The following is a 17,930-nucleotide window of genomic DNA, read 5'->3' as shown; positions in this document are numbered from 1 at the left end:
TTGAAAGTGGATTGGTCCCTTGACCTCCGCGCGGTAACTCGCTCACAATTCTGGCACTGGGGATAACCTCACAGTCTCTTGCGGAGACATGACCGGAAGAGAACCGCTTAAGAACCGCTCAAAAGAGTGGCAACTCAGGAAGAGGTAATAATGAATAAACTTGCACTTCTCGGCGCATTGGCCGCGACCGGTCTGACCGCCGGCATCGCGTCCGCTTCGACGCTGGATGATGTGAAGGCGCGCGGCACGCTCAACTGTGGCGTGAACTCGGGTCTGGTGGGCTTTGCAACGCCGGATGCGAATGGCAACTGGACCGGCTTCGACGTCGCGATCTGTAAAGCCGTTGCTGCCGCCGTTCTGGGCGATGCCAGCAAGGTCACCTATGTGCCGGTATCCAGCCAGAACCGTTTCACGGCGCTGAGCTCGGGCGAAATCGACCTGCTGTCGCGCAATACCACCTGGACCTTCTCGCGCGATGTGGACCTGAAACTCGATTTTGCGGGCGTGAACTATTATGACGGTCAGGGCTTCATGGTCCGCAAGGATCTGGGCGTGACCTCGGCCAAGGAACTTGATGGTGCGACCGTCTGTATCCAGACCGGCACCACCACCGAGCTGAACCTTGCCGATTATTTCAAAGCCAATGGCATGACCTATAATCCGGTTTCGGTCGACACCAACTCGGAAGGCGAACAGCAATTCCTCGCGGGGGCCTGTGACGCCTATACCACCGACGCGTCGGGTCTGGCTGCCACCCGTGCCGCTTTCGCCAATCCGGGCGATTACATCATCCTGCCGGAAATCATCTCCAAAGAGCCGCTTGGCCCGTCGGTGCGTCATGGCGATAACCAGTGGGGCGACATCGTCCGCTGGACGCTGAACGCGCTGATCGCCGCCGAGGAATACGGCATCACCTCGACCAATGCCGACGAGCTGGCCAGCTCGAGCGAGAATCCGGAAATCCGCCGGATTCTGGGTACCGAGGGCGATCTGGGCAAGATGTTCGGTCTGGACGCGGAATGGGCCAAGCGCGCCATCAAGGCGGGCGGCAACTATGGCGAGATCTTCGCGGCCACTATCGGTGAATCCACTCCGATCGGTCTGGCGCGCGGGCTGAACGCACAGTGGACCCAAGGCGGTCTGCTTTACGCGCCGCCCTTCCGCTAAGCACAACGCGAGAAGGGGCGCAGGGCAACCGGGCGCCCCTTTTCCATTCCAATAAAAACAAGCCTGCAGGCGAGGCAACGACCTCATTGGCGACCAATCCGCCGCTCTGCCGGATACAGGGGTATAACTCATGTCAAATGCGCATGATGGGCCGGAGCGTGGCTTCCGGCTCAGCGATCTCATATACGATACGCGCTACCGGTCTCTGACCATCCAGATCGTCACGTTGATCCTCGTGATGCTTGGCGTGCTCTGGCTCGTCGATAACGTGATCGCGAATTTCGCGCTGCTGGGCAAGGATTTCAATTTCAGCTTTCTGGGGCAGCGGGCGGGCTATGACATCGCCCAGACCCTGATCCCCTACAGCAATGATGACACCCATGCCCGCGCAGCGCTGGTGGGGCTGCTGAACACGCTCTGGGTCTCGTTCCTTGGCTGTGTGGCGGCCACCATCCTCGGCGTGGTCGCGGGGATCCTGCGGCTGTCGAAAAACTGGCTGATCTCGCGCCTGATGACGATCTATGTCGAAGCGTTCCGCAATGTGCCGGTGCTGCTCTGGATTCTGGTGGCTGTGGCCGTGCTGACCGAGTTGACGCCGTCGCCTGCGGCCTATCGCGGCGAGCATCCTGCGGCCTCGATGCTGCTGTTTGATACGGTGGCCTTCACCAATCGCGGCACCCATATTCCGGGGGTCGAATTTTCCCGCGGTCTGGGCGTGATCGACACACCGCTTGCGCCGATCTCTTTGAACTTCCTCGCCTTCGCCGCTGTGGTCTTGCTGTCGCTCTGGGCCAATCGCAAGCTGCGCGCCCATGCGGCCCGCGTGCAAAGCGCCACGGGTCTGCGTCCTGCGACATGGTGGAAATCGGCTCTGATCCTGTTCGTGCCTGCCATCGTCCTGCTGGCGGCGCTCGGCATCACACTGAACCCGCCTGTGCTCGAGCGGTTCAACTTTACCGGCGGGGTGGATGTGTCGAACGCGCTGGTCGCGCTGTGGCTGGGTCTGACGCTTTACACCGGTGCCTTCATCGCGGAAATCGTCCGTGCGGGCATCATGTCGGTGTCGCGCGGGCAGTCCGAGGCGGCATTTGCCCTCGGGCTGCGTCCGAACCGCACGATGAAGCTGGTGATCCTGCCGCAGGCGCTGCGGGTGATCGTGCCGCCGCTGATCTCGCAATATCTCAACCTGACCAAGAACTCCTCGCTGGCGATTGCCGTGGGCTATATGGACCTGCGCGGAACGCTGGGCGGGATCACGATGAACCAGACCGGTCGCGAGATCGAGGCCATCCTGTTGATGATGCTGATCTATCTTGCTGTCTCGCTGGCCATTTCCGGCGTGATGAACCTCTATAACCGGTCTGTAAAGCTGAAGGAGCGGTGAGATGAGCGATACACATGCACAAACCGTGGCCTATGTGCGCGACACCATGTTGCCGCAGCAAGAGCCGCCTTCGGCCCAGTCCGGCGCGGTGAAATGGCTGCGCGAGAACCTGTTCTCCGGCTGGAGCAACACCGTCCTGACCCTTCTGGGGCTGGCCGTCGTCTATATGTTTGTCATGCATTTCTATGCGTGGTTCCTGCATGGCGTCTGGAATGCCGATAGCCTGTCGCAATGTCGCAAGATCATTGCCGATACATGGGGCGAGGGCGCGAACGGTGCCTGCTGGGCGGTGATCAAGCATCGCTGGAACCAGATCATCTTCGGCTTCTATCCGAGCGATCTCTACTGGCGTCCGACCCTGACCTTCGTGCTGCTTTTCGTCGCGATTGCGCCGGTGCTGTTCTCGCAGTTGCCGCGGATGCTGCTGGCCTTCTCGGCGGCCTATCCGCTGCTGGCCCTATGGCTGCTGTGGGGCGGCTCTCTCTGGCCGGTGATCATGATCGCCGTGGGCTTTGCGCTGGGGTTTGCCGCGCTGCGTCTGGTGACGCCGCTGAACAAGGTCTTGGCGGTGGCGGCGGCCATTGTGCTGCCGGTGCTGTTCTGGCTCTATGCCACCGATCCGGTCGATGCCGCGCTGTCCGCAGTGCTGCCCGTCGCCATCACGCCGGTAGGCTCGAACCAGTTCGGGGGCTTCCTGCTGGCCATCGTGATCGGGGCAGGGGGCATCGGCCTGTCGCTGCCCTTGGGGATCATGCTGGCGCTTGGCCGCCAGTCGAATATGTTCCTGATCAAGACGCTCTCGGTGATCTTCATCGAGTTCATCCGTGGCGTTCCGCTGATCACGCTGCTGTTCGTGGCCTCGACCCTGCTGAACTACTTCCTGCCGCCGGGCACCAGCTTCGACATCATCCTGCGGGTGATGATTCTGGTGACGCTCTTCTCTGCGGCCTATATTGCAGAGGTGATCCGTGGTGGTCTGGCAGCCTTGCCGCGTGGCCAATATGAGGCCGCCGATGCGCTGGGTCTGGATTACTGGAAAGCGCAACGGCTGATCATCCTGCCGCAGGCGCTGAAGATCTCGATCCCGGGTATCGTGTCGACCTTCATTGGCATGTTCAAGGATACGACGCTGGTGACCTTCGTGGGCCTCTATGATCCGCTGAAATCCATCCCCGATGCAATCCGCAACAACTTCGAATGGAAGGGCATCTACTGGGAACCCTTCATCTTCGTGGGGGTGATTTTCTTCCTCTTCAACTTCGGCATGTCGCGCTACTCGATGTATCTCGAGCGCAAGCTGAAACGTGACCACCGATAAGGAGGCCAGAGACAAATGGCTGATATGACTATGGCACCTGCTGCTAATCCGAAGGCTTCCGACGAGGTCGCAATCCGTATCGAGGGCATGAACAAGTGGTACGGCCAGTTCCACGTTCTGCGCGACATCAATCTGACCGTCACCCGTGGCGAGCGGATCGTGATCGCGGGGCCTTCGGGGTCGGGGAAATCCACCATGATCCGCTGCATCAACCGTCTGGAAGAACACCAGTCGGGCAAGATCATCGTGGATGGCACCGAGCTGACCAACGACCTCAAGAACATCGACAAGGTGCGCTCGGAAGTCGGGATGGTGTTCCAGCACTTCAATCTTTTCCCGCATCTGACGATTCTGGAAAACTGCACGCTGGCACCGATCTGGGTCCGCAAGATCCCGAAGAAGCAGGCGGAAGAAACCGCGATGCATTTCCTTGAAAAGGTGAAGATCCCCGATCAGGCCCATAAATATCCGGGCATGCTTTCGGGCGGCCAGCAGCAGCGTGTGGCGATTGCCCGCTCGCTGTGCATGATGCCGAAGATCATGCTGTTCGACGAGCCGACCTCGGCGCTTGACCCCGAGATGATCAAGGAGGTGCTCGACACCATGATCGAACTGGCGGAAGAGGGCATGACCATGCTCTGCGTGACCCACGAGATGGGCTTCGCGCAATCCGTGGCTGACCGCGTGATCTTCATGGCCGATGGTCAGATCGTGGAGCAGAATAACCCGCATGACTTCTTCCACAACCCGCAGTCGGAACGCACCAAGCAGTTCCTGAGCCAGATCCTCAATCACTGAGACTGGCGTCGGTTAGGGCGCGGAGGGGGCATCGCCCCCGACCGGATCGGCTTGGGGTTCAATGCCCCAAGCCGATCCGGTCCCCATTGTCGGATACCCTCAGGGCCGTGGGGCGCTTTCCCATCGGCCCTTTTCCATGCCCTCGCTCATGGCAGCAGGCGGCAGGCGCCGCGGGTAAATCCATCTCGGTCGGGCAACCGCCTGAAAGAAAAGCGCCCCGAAACCTGCCGAAGCCGCCAGCGACAGAGGCTTCGGCCTGCAGGCCCGAAGAGGTCACCGTAGAGTTGATATGGTAGCTTAGCCGCGGCGGCTGGGGGTGAAGAAATCGATCACCGACCCGCCGCCCGGTTTCAGCTCGGCCCAGCTATCGATCTGGAAATCCACCACCAGCGTTGCACAGGTCACATAGCGGCGGAAATCCGAGGAGAGCGGCACCCGCGCGGGCAGGCTCGCAGCAAAATCCGCAATGCCGGGATTATGTGCCAGCATCATGACCGTCGGCATATGTGCCTGCCGGAGCGTGGCCAGCAGCTGTGCGGCATTGGCCTGATAGAGTTCGGGGATGAAATGTTCGGCTGGCAGGCTCTCCAGAACCGCGCCTTTGACCCGCGCCCATGTCTCTTTTGTGCGCGCCGCAGGCGAGCAGAGCACTTCTTCCGGCTCCAACCCGCGCGAGGCCAGAAAATCCCCCAGCTCGGTTGCCGCAAAGCGGCCTCGCTGATTGAGGGGCCGGTCAAAATCATCTTGGGTCGGGTCGTCCCAGCTGGACTTGGCATGTCGCGTCAGGATCAGGCGGCGATACCCGGCAGGAGTCGTCATAAGGCAAGCCCTTCTGTATAAGGTGAAATTGTGATCACTTGGCAGTCCGGATCACAGGCTCACTGTGCCAAGCCTGCCCTGATGCGGCAAGCCCCCTCGGAAGGGAGCTTGCGATTTCCGTCGCGGCGCGTCAGGCCGTTTGCGGCTTTACGCGCGGCGTGCTGGAGCGGATCATCGATCCGGCGCCGCCTTCGGTAAACAGCTCCAGTAGGCAGGCATTGTCCACACGCCCATCCAGAATGACCACCGCCCGCACACCTGCCTCCACGGCGGCCAGCGCGGTTTCGGTCTTGGGGATCATCCCGCCCGCGATCGTGCCATCGGCGATCATGGCCCGTACTTCCTCGGGGGTCATCTGCGTGACGACCTCACCGGCCTTGTTTTTCACGCCTTTCACATCGGTCAGCAGAAGCAGGCGGTCGGCCTTCAGCGCGCCAGCAATGGCACCGGCTGCGGTATCGCCATTCACGTTGAAGGTCTCGTTATCCTTCATGCCGGTGGCAACAGGGGCGATCACCGGAATGATGCCCGCATTATACAGATCGCGGATCACCTGCACATTCATCTCGACGGGGCGGCCCACAAACCCCAACTCGGGGTCATCGGCCTCGCAGACCATCAGGTCGTCATCCTTGCCGGAGATCCCTACGGCACGCCCGCCCTCATCCATGATCGCCTGCACGATGCGCTTGTTCACAAGGCCGGTCAGCACCATCTCGACCACTTCGACCGTGGCCTTGTCGGTGACACGCTTGCCGCGCACCCAATCGGATTTGATGCCCAGCTTGTCGAGCATCTCGTTGATCATCGGACCACCGCCATGCACCACCACGGGGTTCACGCCGACCTGTCGCATCAGCACGATGTCGCGGGCGAATTGCGCCATGGCGTCATCATCGCCCATGGCGTTGCCGCCAAATTTCACAACGACGACGGCTCCGGAATAGCGCTGCAGATAGGGCAGGGCTTCGGAAAGGGTGCGGGCGGCGGCGGGCCAGTCTTGTTTCATGGTCTGGGGTCTCATGCGCTGTCTCCGTGAAGATGAACCTTGTTAGGACGTTCTGCGCGAAGTGTGAAGAGCATGCGACAGAACGTGAGGCCTTGCGGTTCCCGACAGAACTACTAGGTCTTGTCTGTATCTATCAGGAGAGTCGTATCATGGACGAACGCAAGGTGATCCTACTGACCGGAGCCAGCCGCGGGATCGGCCATGCCACCGTGAAACGGTTCGACCGTGAAGGCTGGCGGGTGCTGACCTGCTCGCGGCAGCCTTTCGACCCGCGTTGTCCCTGGGGCGGCGAGGATGACCATATCCAGCTGGATCTGGCCGACCCCCAGCAGACGATGAATGCCATTGCCGAAATCCATAACCGTCTCGATGGCAAGCTACATGCGCTGGTCAATAATGCGGGGATTTCGCCCAAAACCAAAGAGGGCGGGCGGCTTTCCGCGCTGGAAACCGATCTGCGGACATGGGGGCAGGTGTTCCATGTGAATTTCTTCGCCTCCATCGTGCTGGCACGCGGGCTGAAGGAGGAACTCTGCGCGGCGAAAGGCTCGGTGGTCAATGTGACCTCGATCGTGGGTTCGCGGGTGCATCCCTTTGCGGGGGCGGCCTATGCCACATCCAAAGCAGCCCTCAAGGCGCTGACCCGCGAAATGGCCCATGATTTCGGGCCTCTGGGGGTGCGTGTCAATGCCATCGCCCCGGGCGAGATCGAGACCTCGATCCTGTCGCCCGGCACCGAGAAAATCGTCGAGAATATCCCGATGCGCCGTCTGGGCCAGCCTTCCGAAGTGGCCGATCTGATCTATTATCTCTGTTCGGATGCCTCAAGCTATGTCACCGGTACCGAGATCGAGGTCAATGGCGGCCAACACGTCTGAACAGGGTGCCCGAAGCCGCCCAAAGGGGCGGTCTTCGCGAGGCGCAAGGGGCTCGATGCCCCGATGCGCCGAGGCCCCCAGAAATAATCACCAATGCGGCGGGCGCTGGTCGGCCAGCGGGATCGCGCTGCTGTCGTCATATTCGCGCTGCGCCTCGCGCTCCAGAAGCATCGACACCCGATGCTCCAGCTTGGTGATCTGCCCGTCCTGACGCGCCACCACATCCGACAGGTCCTCGACCATGCGGGTCAGATGGGCCAGTTTCTCTTCCAGTTGCGTGCTGCGATCCATTCCGCTCTCCACTGCCAAGGGTGGCCGAGCCACCCGAAAGGTCTGGCGCGCTTATGCCATGCCTGCGCTCAAAGGGAAATCATCATTCCAACCGCCCCCCAAAGCCTTGCCCCCTTTGGCGCAAGCCGCTATTGCCTTGGCCACAACCAGTATTGGGAAAGACCATGGCCAAGCAGAAGAAACAGCCCCGCCCCAAGGCCGAAGCGCCGAAAGGCTTCCGCGATTACTTCGGTTCGGAAGTGACCGAGCGTCAGGAGATGCTCGCAACCATTGCCGAGGTCTATCGTTCTCATGGGTTCGACCCGCTGGAAACCTCGGCTGTGGAAACCGTCGAGGCGCTTGGCAAATTCCTTCCCGATGTGGACCGCCCCAATGCCGGTGTTTTCGCGTGGCAAGAGGAAGACGACGGCAAATGGCTGGCGCTGCGCTATGATATGACCGCCCCCTTGGCGCGGGTCGCGGCGCAGTTCCGCAATGACCTGCCCAGCCCCTATCGCCGCTATACGATGGGCCCCGTCTGGCGCAATGAAAAACCCGGTCCGGGCCGGTTCCGCCAGTTCTATCAATGCGATGCCGATACGGTTGGTTCGGGCACCGTGGCCGCCGATGCCGAGATCTGCGGCATGCTCTCCACCGCGCTCGAGGCCGTGGGCATCCCGCGCGGCGACTACCTTGTGCGCGTGAATAACCGCAAGGTGCTGAATGGCGTGATGGAGGTCGCGGGCGTGCTGGACCCGTCTGACCCTACCCGTTTCGAGGAAGAGCGCGGCACCGTCCTGCGCGCCATCGATAAATTCGACAAATTCGGCGAAGAGGGTGTGCGGCTTTTGATGGGCCCCGGTCGTCTGGACGAGTCTGGCGATTTCACCAAAGGCGCAGGCCTGACCCCCGAGCAATGCGATATCGTCATGGGCTTCATGTCCGCCAAACGCGCGACCGGCACCGCCACCGCGGCGCGTCTGCGCGAATTGGTCGGCGGCTCGGTGATCGGAACCGAGGGCGTGAATGAACTCGAACAGATCGCGGAACTGCTGGATATTCAGGGCTTTGGCTCGGACCGCATCGAGATTGACCCGTCTGTCGTGCGTGGCCTTGGCTATTACACCGGCCCCGTTTTTGAAGCCGAACTCACCTTTGAAATCCTTGACGAAAAGGGCCGCAAGCGTCAGTTCGGCTCGGTCTCTGGTGGCGGGCGCTATGATGATCTGGTCAAGCGCTTCACCGGCCAAGAGGTGCCTGCAACGGGTGTGTCGATCGGCGTGGACCGTCTGCTGGCCGCGCTGCGTGCCAAGGGCCGGATCGGTGCCAGCCATCAGGGTCCTGTGGTCATCACCGTGATGGACCGCGACCGGATGGGTGAATACCAGCTGATGGCGGCAGAACTTCGCGCCGCTGGCATCCGCGCCGAAGTGTACTTGGGCAACCCCAAGAACTTCGGTAACCAGCTGAAATATGCAGATAAACGCGAAAGCCCCGTGGCTGTGATCCAAGGCTCGGATGAGGCGGATCGCGGTGTGCTGCAGCTCAAGGATCTGGTTCTGGGCGCGAAGCTTGCGCAGGAAGCCAGCCTTGAGGAATGGAAATCGCAGCCCGCTCAAGTCGAGGTCTCGCGCGCCGATCTGGTGGCCGAGACGCGCAAGATGCTGGCCCGCTACGAGGTGAAATAATGGCGACCAAGACCGAGGCCCGCGCCACCGGCCAGCGCATCCTGCAATCCTTCCTTTCGGCAGGGGCGCAAGAGATCCAGCCCGATATCCTGCAACCCGCCGAGGTGCTCTTGGACCTTTACGGCGAGGATATCCGCGCCCGCGCCTATGTCACCCATGATCCGGGTCAGGGCGAGATGATGCTGCGCCCCGATTTTACCGTGCCCGTGGTGCAGGCGCATATGGCGGGCGGTGCCGAGCCTGCGCGCTATTGCTATCTGGGAGAGGTTTTCCGCCGTCAGGACCATCTTGGCTCCGCCCGTGCAGTGGAATACCAGCAGGTAGGCTATGAGGTCTTCGACCGCGAAGACCCCGAGACCGCCGATGCCGAGGTTTTCGCCCTGTTCAACGGGCTTCTGTCGCGGCTGGGTCTGACGGCCACGATTGGCGACTTCGGCATTCTGCGCGCGGCGGTGGACGGGCTTGACACGATGCCCGCCCGCAAGGCGGCGCTCTCGCGTCATATCTGGCGGCCCGCGCGGTTCCAGAAACTGCTTCAACGTTATGCGGGGCTTGTGCCCGTGCCCGAGACGCGTCGCGAGACGCTGGGTGGCATGCGTTCCGAGGCGCCTTGGATCGGCTTGCGGTCTTCGGGCGAGATGGAGCTGCGGATTTCCGTGCTGAAGGAAGAGGCCGAGGCCGCGCCGATTTCCCGCGCCGATGTGGATAAGCTGGATGCGCTGTTTGCGCTGAACTGCGCCGCCGCGGATGCGCCTGCCGCACTGCGGGCTTTGGACATTCCGGCGATTGCTCCGGCGATCGAGCGGTTGGAGAACCGTCTGGCTGCCCTCAAGGCCCGCCGGATCGATCTGGGTGCTTTGCGCTTTGACGCAAGCCACGGGCGCTCGACGATGGAATATTACGACGGGTTCGTGTTCAGCTTTGCTACCGAGAACCCCGATATGCCGCCTGTGGCCACCGGCGGGCGCTATGACGCGCTGACCCGCATTCTGGGGCAGGGTGCCGAGATTCCGGCCGTGGGCGGCGTCATCCGTCCGGGCGTATTGGCAGATCTGGAGGCAGGCCGATGAGCATGATCAAGCTGGGTGTGCCGTCCAAGGGGCGGCTGATGGAAAAGACCTTTGCGTGGTTCGCGGAACGCGGCGTGACGCTGAAACGCACGGGGTCCGACCGTGAATATGCGGGTGCTGTGGAAGGGGCCGAGGGCGTTGAACTGGTGCTGCTGTCGGCCTCCGAGATCCCGCGTGAACTGGCGGCAGGGCGCATCCATCTGGGCGTCACGGGGTCCGATCTGGTGCGTGACAAGCTGGTCGATTGGAACAAGCAGGTGGTCGATCTGGCACCGATGGGCTTTGGCCATGCCGATCTGATCATCGCTGTGCCCGATTGCTGGGCCGATGTCGATACGCTGGAAGACCTTGATGCGGTGGCCCATGCCTTCCGCACGACCCATGGCATGCGCCTGCGGATTGCCACCAAATATCACCGTCTGGTGCGCGAATTCCTGACCCGCGAGGGTGTGGCGGATTACCAGTTGGTCGATAGCCAAGGCGCGACCGAGGGCACGGTGAAGAACCTCACCGCCGAGGCGATTGCCGATATCACCTCTTCGGGCGAGACGCTGCGGGCCAACCACCTCAAGATCCTGTCGGACGGCATGATCCATCAGTCGCAGGCAACGCTCTTTGCCTCCCGCTCGGCGGACTGGGGTTCGGTTTCTGACAATTTCGCCCGCTTTGCGGCGCAGCTACAGGTCGAGACGCAGGATCTGTGACAGGAAAGGCGCCCTAGGGGCGCCTTTTTCAATAGCCGCGTGTCCGGTCGACCTGATGCAGCAGGGGCCGTCCTGCCTCGGCCCGCGCGATGTTTTCGGCCACCACCTTGGACGCCGTCTCGGGGCGGGTGGCTGCGGCGATATGCGGGGTCACGGTCACGCGGGGATGCGCCCAGAAGGGATGGGCCTCGGGCAGGGGTTCTTGCCGGAAGACATCCAGCACCGCATGGCCGATCTGCCCTGCATCCAGCGCGGCCAGAAGGGCGTCGTCCACCAGCACCGTGCCGCGTCCGGGGTTCAGGATCACCGCCCCCTCGGGCAGAAGCGCCAGACGTGCGGCATCCAGCAGATTGGTGGTCTCGGGCGTTTGCGGCAGGATCGTCACCAACACCTCGGCGCTAGAGAGTGCCTGCGTCAGACCCGCCTCGCCATGCAGGCAGGTGATACCGTCAAGGGCCTTGGCACTGCGGCTCCAGCCGGTCACATCAAAGCCCACCTGCGCCAGCATTTTGGCACAGGCCTGCCCCAAAGCCCCCAAGCCCAGAACGGTCACTTTACGATCCGAGGCCAGAGGGGCCGCGCGGTCATTGCGCCAGACGCCATCCTGATGGGCACCAAAGAAGCCCAAGCCCAGATGGTGGTGCATCACATGGCCCAGCACCCATTCCACCATACCCTTTTCCAGCCCCTCATCGACCATCCGGCACAAGGGCTGGGTAAGAGTGGTATTGCCCACGATCTTCTCGACCCCCGCCCAAAGCGACAGCACAGCGCGGGCCTTGGTATAGGGGCTGAAGTCCTGCAAAGGGCCTGCGGGCGCATAGACGATATACTCCACCAGCGCAGGGTCCAGCCCTTCGTGATAGGGGATGAGCTCGGCGTGGAGCCCCTTGTCCTGCAAGGCTTTCGGAAGGCAGTGGCGGTAATCGTGCCAGTCGTTTTCGGTGGCGGCAAAGAGGATACGGGGCATGAAAGGCTCCTATCGGGGGCGATGGATATGGGCGCTTTGCACAAGGCCGAAGGCGGCAAGCAGGATCATCATCGCGGTTCCGCCATAAGATACAAGCGGAAGCGGCACACCCACCACCGGCATCAGCCCCATCACCATCGCCATATTGATGGCGAAGAACAGGAAGAAGGTGCCTGCGATCCCCAATGTCAGCAAGGAGGAGAACCTGTCCTTGTTCCGCAAGGCCGAATGCACCGAAAAACCGATGATCCCCGCATAAAGGCATAGCAGGGAGAAAGCACCGACAAAGCCGAATTCCTCGGCCAGTGTGGTGAAGATAAAGTCGGTATGTTTCTCGGGCAGGAAGTTCAGCCGCGATTGCGTGCCCTGCATATAGCCGCGCCCGTGCAGCCCGCCCGACCCCAGCGCGATCTGGGCCTGCATGATATTATAGCCCGCCCCCAGAGGGTCGGCACCCGGATCAAGGAAGGTGTCGATGCGTTTATACTGGTAGTCATGCAGAAGCTGCCAGTCGGTGCCGCGGCTTTCCATGACGGTAAAGACAAGAGCGCAGACAATGGCGATAACCGTGCCGAAATACCAAAGGCTGACACCGGCGCAGAACATCACCAGCCCGCCCCCCGCAACCAGCAGCACGGCGGTGCCCAGATCGGGTTGGGTCAGCACCAGAAAGGTGGGCAACAGGATCAGGATCACGGGGATCAGCACCCAGATCGGGCGCGACACCTTCTTGACGTCCAACCAGTCATAATAGGCCGCCAACAGCATCACAGCGGCGATCTTCATCAACTCGGAAGGCTGGATACGGACCGGCCCGATTTCCAGCCAGCGCTGCGCCCCCATGCCGATCGCCCCGAACAGCTCCACCGCCAGAAGCAGCAGCAGTGCCACCAGATAGATCAGCGCCGAGACATTGCGCCAGAACCAGATCGGCGTGAAGCCCACGATGAACATCGCCGCGATGCCGATGCCGAAACGTTCCATCTGCGGCTCGGCCCATGTGTGGATATCCCCGCCCGCCACGGAATAAAGCATCAGAAAGCCCACCGAAGCGACCGCCGAAAGCAGGATCACCAGCGGCCAGTTGATGAACAGGATCTTGCGCAGACCCGTGGGGACGGTTTTGAGATTGGATTCAAGATAGCTCATGCAATGGTCCTCGCATCTCAGGCGCGGCTGGTGCCGGAGGGTTTGGCCAGATCGGGATCAACCAGATTCAGCTTCGAGAACCGCTCTTCGATCTGGGCGCGCTGGCTTTTGGGGTAGGCATCCAGCGGCGGCAGGCCACCTGCCAGTGCAAACAGCATGACATCGCGTGCAATCGGGGCTGCCGCGGTCGAGCCGCCCATCCCGTGTTCGACCACCACCGAGACCGCATAGCGCGGATTATCGACCGGTGCGTAGCATACGAACAGCCCGTGATCGCGGCGCTTCCACGGCAGCTGGTCATTGCGGATCACCCCGCGCGCCCGTTCGGCGGCGGTGATGTTCCGCACCTGACTGGTGCCGGTTTTGCCCGCCATACGCCATTCGGCCTTGACCACTTTGGATTTGGCCGCCGTGGCATGGACACCATTGACCACCGCGTCCATCCCGCGCCGGACATTATTGAGCATGGCGTCCGGCATGCTCAGATGTGCGGGCTCGGGGCGGGGCACTTCGATGCCGTTCTTGGACTTGATGATATGGGGCGTGATTTCCTTGCCCGAGGCGATCCGCGCTGCCATGATGGCCAGTTGCATCGGCGAGACAAGCACATAGCCCTGACCGATCGAGGCGTTGACAGAATCGCCCACTTGCCAGTCCTTGCCGAAACGGTCGCGTTTCCAGGCGCGCGTCGGGGCGATACCGTCTTTGACAGCCGACATCGGCAGGTCCGGTTTCTGCCCGAAGCCAAGCCGTTCGGCCATGGCCGACATTCGGTCGATCCCGACCCGCTGGGCCAGTTCGTAATAATAGCAGTCGCAGGACTGTTCGAGGCTCTGCATCATGTTCAGATAGCCGTGGCCCGCATGTTTCCAGCAGTGGAAACGGCGACCGGAAATTTCGGTAAAGCCGCGGCAATAGATTTTCTCGTCCGGCGTCACCAGACCGGCCTCCAGCGCGGCCAGCGCCGTGACCATCTTGTAGGTGGAGCCCGGCGGGTAGAGGCCCTGCACGGTCTTGTCGGCCAGAGGGCGGTGATCATCTTGGGTCAGGGTCTTGTAATCATTGACAGAGATGCCACGCACAAAGAGGTTGGCATCGAAAGACGGGGCCGAGGCGCAGGCCAGCACATCGCCATTGGTTACGTCGATCACCACACAGGCGGCGGATTCATCGCCCATCCGTTGCAGGGCGAAATTCTGCAATTTGTAATCCAGCGTCAGTTGCACATTCTCGCCCGGCGTGCCCTCGCGGCGGCCAAGCTCGCGCATTTCGCGGCCCGCGCTATTGACCTCGACCTGACGCTGACCGGCTTTGCCGCGCAATTCGTCTTCCAGTTTGGCTTCAACGCCCAGTTTGCCAAGCTGGAAGCCCGGCAGCATCAGAACGGGGTCGGGGTTCTCGATCTTGGACAGGTCATAGTCGGAAACCGGCCCGACATAGCCCAGAATATGTGCGAAATCCTCGTGGCGGGGGTAAATGCGCGACAGCCCCACCTCGGGGGTGACACCCGACAGGGCCGGTGCATTGACCGCCACGCGCGAAAACTCCTGCCAGCTGACACGATCGGCCACGGTCACCGGCACGGTGCGCGGACGTTTGCGCAATTCGGCCAGCATATCCGTGACCTGTTCATCGGTCATCGGGATCAGCTCGCGCAGATCTGCCATCACCCGATCAAGGTCATCGACATCCTCGCGCGTGATCGAGATCCGGTAAAGCTGTTCATTTCCGGCAATCAGCAGGCCATTCCGTTCGTAGATCAGACCGCGCGTGGGGGGGATCAGCCGGAACTTGACCGAGTTGCCCTCGGCCAGCATCCGGTAATTCTCGGAATCCTCCAGCTGCATCTTGCGCATCCGCATGGTGAGAATGCCCATCACACCAAGCTGGATGCCGCCCAGCATGAGACCGCGCCGTGTGATGCGGCCCTGACTTTCCCGGATCGTCTTTTCGGTCTGTTTCATGCGCTGTCCTTTTCAGAAAATCCTGACAGGAATATCGGTGCGGGCACGGGGCGCGTGCCCGGGGGAAGGCGGCCTTGCGGGCTAGACACTATGGCCCAGATCATCAACCTCGCCCGGAACCGCCCGCTTGAGCCCGAAGGCCAGCCGCGACAGTCCGATCACGACCGGATAGGCGATCAGCGTGGTCAGGGCCTGCAGCAGGACACGCCCGAGCGGCGGTTGGTCAAGCATCAACACGGTCATGACCAGACGTTCCAGCAAGACCATAGCCACAAGAATAACCGCAGTCATCGCGATTTCGACGGCAAAGGGCATCTCGCGCAGGCGCAATTCGCGCTTGCGCAGCCATTCGGTGGCCAGAAGCACGATCAGGGTCCACAGCCCCGGTACCCGCCAGAACACCAGATCCTGCACGAAAAACACCGCGATGATCAGCAGGGCGGGCACATAATCGGGGCGGCGCTGAACCCATGCCAGAGCGAAGGCAAGGGTCAGGTCGGGGCCGGGAATGCCGTGATAGGTGGGCGAAACGGGCAGCAGCCGGATGAAGATGATGGCCGAGGCGATCACCAGAAACAGGCATCGGTGCATCCATATCCGCGAGGTCAGCGGGTCAACCATTGCTTTGCCCGTTCTGTGCCTGCGGGGCCGGTGGCAGCGCCTGCTGTTCGCTGTCGATCTTGCCGATCGGGGGCGGGATCAGCGCCCCGACGCCTTTCAGCTGCTCTGCCGGATGCGACCGCAGCACCTTGAGATATTCGAGGCGCTCGTAATCGGCAGACAGCCGGACGCGCAGCCGACCGTTGCGCTCGACAACCTGTCCGACCAGCAGACCGGCAGGGAACACACCGCCATCGCCCGAGCTGACCACGCGGTCACCGGCCTGAATACGGTCGGGATGTTCAAGGAAATCAAGCGGCGGGAAAGGCGAGTTGTCGCCCGACATGATCGCTCTCTGGCCCGAAGGCTGCAAAGTCACCGGAATGCGCGAGGAGGAATCGGTCAGCAGCACCACCCGCGAGGTGGTCTTGCCGACGCCCGAGATACGCCCCACAAGCCCCAGACCATCCATCGTCGCCCAGCCATCCACGATCCCGTCGCGCGAGCCGATATTCAGCAGCACCGACTGCCGGAAGGGCGAGCCGCTATCGGCCAGCACCACGCCCGACACCGAGGTCAGCTTTGGATCAAGCCGGACATTGTTCTGTGCCAGAAGCTTGTCGTTTTCCTGCCGGAGCTGGACGGCGGCCTCTTTCCACGCCTTCATCTGCTGCAACTCGCGGCGCAGTTCCTGATTCTGGTCGTAAAGCCGTGCGTAGGACTGGAAGCCCTCGACCATATCCAGAAACTTGGTCACCGGCACCATCGCCCAGTCAAAGGTCGGAACGTATCTGTCGATGAAGGCCGAACGCAGCCGCTCGACACGCGGGTTATCCACGCGCCACAGAATGACCGTCGCCACAAGGGCGAGTGCGAGAATGGCAATGACAATCCGGCGCAGCGGGCCGAGATAGTCCTCTTCGTCGCGGTGTCTTGCCACGTCCTTCTCCGGAAGCTGGGTGAGCCTTGGCCGTATCTCATGCCGATCAGGCGAGGTATATAACGAAAACGGGCGCCCCGCTCAACGCAGCAGACGCCCGCCCATGATCACATTCGCACGCGAGGCAGCCTTAGCTGTCGAAGTCGATCACGTGACGCAGTTGTTTTTCATATTCCAGCGCCTTGCCGGTGCCCAGGGCCACACAGTTCAGCGACTGGTCGGCAATCGAGATCGACAGGCCGGTCTGTTCCCGCAGCGCCAGATCCAGTTCGCCCAGCAGCGCGCCGCCCCCCGTGAGCATGACGCCACGGTCCACGATATCGGCTGCCAGATCCGGCGGGGTGGTCTCCAGCGCCTGCATCACGGCATCACAGATCTGCTGCACCGGCTCGGCCAGTGCTTCGGCGATCTGGGCCTGGGTGATCTCTACCTCTTTCGGCACGCCGTTCAGGATGTCGCGCCCGCGCACCGAAAGCGATGCGCCACGCCCGTCATCGGGCATGCGGGCCGACCCGATGGTGGTCTTGATCCGCTCTGCGGTGGCTTCCCCGACAAGCAGGTTCATATTGCGACGCAGATAGGCGATGACCGCCTCATCCATCCGGTCGCCGCCCACACGCACCGAGCGGGCATAGACGATATCGCCCAGCGAGAGCACTGCGACTTCGGTCGTGCCGCCGCCGATATCGACCACCATCGAGCCGGTGGGATCGGTGATCGGCATGCCCGCGCCGATGGCCGCCGCAATCGGTTCGGCAATCAGACCGGCGCGGCGGGCACCGGCGGAGATCAGCGACTGACGGATGGCGCGTTTTTCAACGGGGGTTGCACCTTGGGGCACACAGCAGATGATTTTCGGTTTGGACAGGGTCGAGCGGCGGTGCACCTTGCGGATGAAATACTTGATCATCTCTTCGGCGCTGTCGAAATCGGCAATGACGCCTTCGCGCATCGGCCGGATGGCTTCAATGGACCCCGGCGTCCGGCCCAGCATCAGCTTGGCATCCTCGCCCACGGCCAGAACCTGCTTTTTGCCGTCCTTGACGTGATAGGCTACAACGGAGGGCTCGTTCAGTACGATGCCACGCCCTTTCACGTAGACAAGCGTATTCGCCGTCCCGAGGTCGATCGCCATGTCCGATGAAAAGATTCCGCCCAAGCTAACCATGTTTCGTCCTGCACTGCCCTGTAAATGCCTTGGC

General features: G+C 61.9%; 17 protein-coding genes. 8 read left to right on the top strand and 9 right to left on the bottom strand.

Annotated features, from left to right (window positions below; translation table 11 throughout):
• Positions 1 to 150 precede the first annotated feature (150 nt).
• The 4 genes from AC2ISB_RS09995 to AC2ISB_RS09980 all read left to right on the top strand — a co-directional run bounded on the left by AC2ISB_RS09995 (position 151) and on the right by AC2ISB_RS09980 (position 4,667).
• On the top strand, positions 151 to 1,167 hold the full coding sequence (locus tag AC2ISB_RS09995; protein ID WP_486574903.1) for an amino acid ABC transporter substrate-binding protein: 1,017 nt from the start codon (positions 151 to 153) through the stop codon (positions 1,165 to 1,167).
• Between the two features lie 130 nt (positions 1,168 to 1,297).
• Entirely contained in the window at positions 1,298 to 2,551 is a 1,254-nt protein-coding gene (locus AC2ISB_RS09990) for an amino acid ABC transporter permease (protein ID WP_339108054.1), read from the top strand.
• Position 2,552: 1 nt separating this feature from the next.
• Positions 2,553 to 3,869: an amino acid ABC transporter permease gene (locus AC2ISB_RS09985; protein WP_406721226.1), complete on the top strand. Its 1,317-nt coding sequence runs from the start codon at positions 2,553 to 2,555 to the stop codon at positions 3,867 to 3,869.
• Between the two features lie 15 nt (positions 3,870 to 3,884).
• Positions 3,885 to 4,667, top strand: a complete 783-nt coding sequence (locus tag AC2ISB_RS09980; RefSeq protein WP_339108052.1) for an amino acid ABC transporter ATP-binding protein — start codon at positions 3,885 to 3,887, stop codon at positions 4,665 to 4,667.
• 297 nt (positions 4,668 to 4,964) lie between these two features.
• Here the strand turns inward: AC2ISB_RS09980 and AC2ISB_RS09975 are convergent, their stop codons facing one another.
• Both AC2ISB_RS09975 and argB read right to left on the bottom strand, forming a co-directional pair.
• Complete coding sequence (locus tag AC2ISB_RS09975; RefSeq protein ID WP_406736110.1) at positions 4,965 to 5,486, bottom strand: SixA phosphatase family protein; 522 nt, start codon at positions 5,484 to 5,486, stop codon at positions 4,965 to 4,967.
• 130 nt (positions 5,487 to 5,616) lie between these two features.
• A complete protein-coding gene (gene argB / locus AC2ISB_RS09970) occupies positions 5,617 to 6,510 on the bottom strand; it encodes an acetylglutamate kinase (protein WP_406736111.1) in 894 nt (297 codons plus the stop codon).
• A gap of 134 nt (positions 6,511 to 6,644) precedes the next feature.
• Here argB and AC2ISB_RS09965 point away from each other — a divergent pair, with 134 nt between their 5' ends.
• Positions 6,645 to 7,373, top strand: a complete 729-nt coding sequence (locus AC2ISB_RS09965) for an SDR family NAD(P)-dependent oxidoreductase (protein ID WP_339108050.1) — start codon at positions 6,645 to 6,647, stop codon at positions 7,371 to 7,373.
• 87 nt (positions 7,374 to 7,460) lie between these two features.
• Here the strand turns inward: AC2ISB_RS09965 and AC2ISB_RS09960 are convergent, their stop codons facing one another.
• Complete coding sequence (locus AC2ISB_RS09960) at positions 7,461 to 7,664, bottom strand: SlyX family protein (protein ID WP_339108049.1); 204 nt, start codon at positions 7,662 to 7,664, stop codon at positions 7,461 to 7,463.
• 164 nt (positions 7,665 to 7,828) lie between these two features.
• On the opposite strand from AC2ISB_RS09960, the gene hisS reads away from it, so the two are divergent.
• The 3 genes from hisS to hisG are packed head-to-tail and all read left to right on the top strand — an operon-like array spanning position 7,829 to position 11,105.
• The gene (hisS, locus tag AC2ISB_RS09955) at positions 7,829 to 9,331 is read left to right on the top strand and encodes a histidine--tRNA ligase (RefSeq protein ID WP_486574902.1); all 1,503 of its coding nucleotides are present in this window, start codon (positions 7,829 to 7,831) and stop codon (positions 9,329 to 9,331) included.
• Positions 9,331 to 10,401, top strand: coding sequence for an ATP phosphoribosyltransferase regulatory subunit (locus AC2ISB_RS09950; RefSeq protein ID WP_486574900.1), 1,071 nt, complete (start codon positions 9,331 to 9,333; stop codon positions 10,399 to 10,401). Before hisS ends, AC2ISB_RS09950 begins: the two co-directional genes overlap by 1 nt.
• The gene (gene hisG / locus AC2ISB_RS09945) at positions 10,398 to 11,105 is read left to right on the top strand and encodes an ATP phosphoribosyltransferase (RefSeq protein WP_486574899.1); all 708 of its coding nucleotides are present in this window, start codon (positions 10,398 to 10,400) and stop codon (positions 11,103 to 11,105) included. Before AC2ISB_RS09950 ends, hisG begins: the two co-directional genes overlap by 4 nt.
• Positions 11,106 to 11,133: 28 nt before the next feature.
• Here the strand turns inward: hisG and AC2ISB_RS09940 are convergent, their stop codons facing one another.
• From AC2ISB_RS09940 to AC2ISB_RS09915, 6 genes are all read right to left on the bottom strand, one after another.
• Positions 11,134 to 12,075, bottom strand: coding sequence for a 2-hydroxyacid dehydrogenase (locus tag AC2ISB_RS09940; protein WP_486574897.1), 942 nt, complete (start codon positions 12,073 to 12,075; stop codon positions 11,134 to 11,136).
• A 9-nt stretch (positions 12,076 to 12,084) separates the two neighbouring features.
• Positions 12,085 to 13,224, bottom strand: coding sequence for a rod shape-determining protein RodA (gene rodA, locus AC2ISB_RS09935; protein ID WP_486574895.1), 1,140 nt, complete (start codon positions 13,222 to 13,224; stop codon positions 12,085 to 12,087).
• A 17-nt stretch (positions 13,225 to 13,241) separates the two neighbouring features.
• Positions 13,242 to 15,188 carry a penicillin-binding protein 2 gene (gene mrdA / locus AC2ISB_RS09930; RefSeq protein WP_339108043.1) on the bottom strand — a complete coding sequence of 649 codons (1,947 nt, stop codon included), beginning with the start codon at positions 15,186 to 15,188 and terminating at the stop codon, positions 13,242 to 13,244.
• A gap of 81 nt (positions 15,189 to 15,269) precedes the next feature.
• Positions 15,270 to 15,809 carry a rod shape-determining protein MreD gene (locus tag AC2ISB_RS09925; RefSeq protein ID WP_339108042.1) on the bottom strand — a complete coding sequence of 180 codons (540 nt, stop codon included), beginning with the start codon at positions 15,807 to 15,809 and terminating at the stop codon, positions 15,270 to 15,272.
• Positions 15,802 to 16,728, bottom strand: coding sequence for a rod shape-determining protein MreC (gene mreC / locus AC2ISB_RS09920; protein WP_339108041.1), 927 nt, complete (start codon positions 16,726 to 16,728; stop codon positions 15,802 to 15,804). The genes AC2ISB_RS09925 and mreC overlap by 8 nt, the downstream gene beginning before the upstream one ends.
• Before the next feature lie 130 nt (positions 16,729 to 16,858).
• On the bottom strand, positions 16,859 to 17,896 hold the full coding sequence (locus AC2ISB_RS09915) for a rod shape-determining protein (protein ID WP_339108040.1): 1,038 nt from the start codon (positions 17,894 to 17,896) through the stop codon (positions 16,859 to 16,861).
• Between the last annotated feature and the right edge of the window lie 34 nt (positions 17,897 to 17,930).

This window comes from Thioclava sp. NS-SX20, from assembly GCF_057380695.1.
Note: the sequence above shows the minus strand (reverse complement) of the source record. Positions and strands in the feature narration are given on the sequence as shown.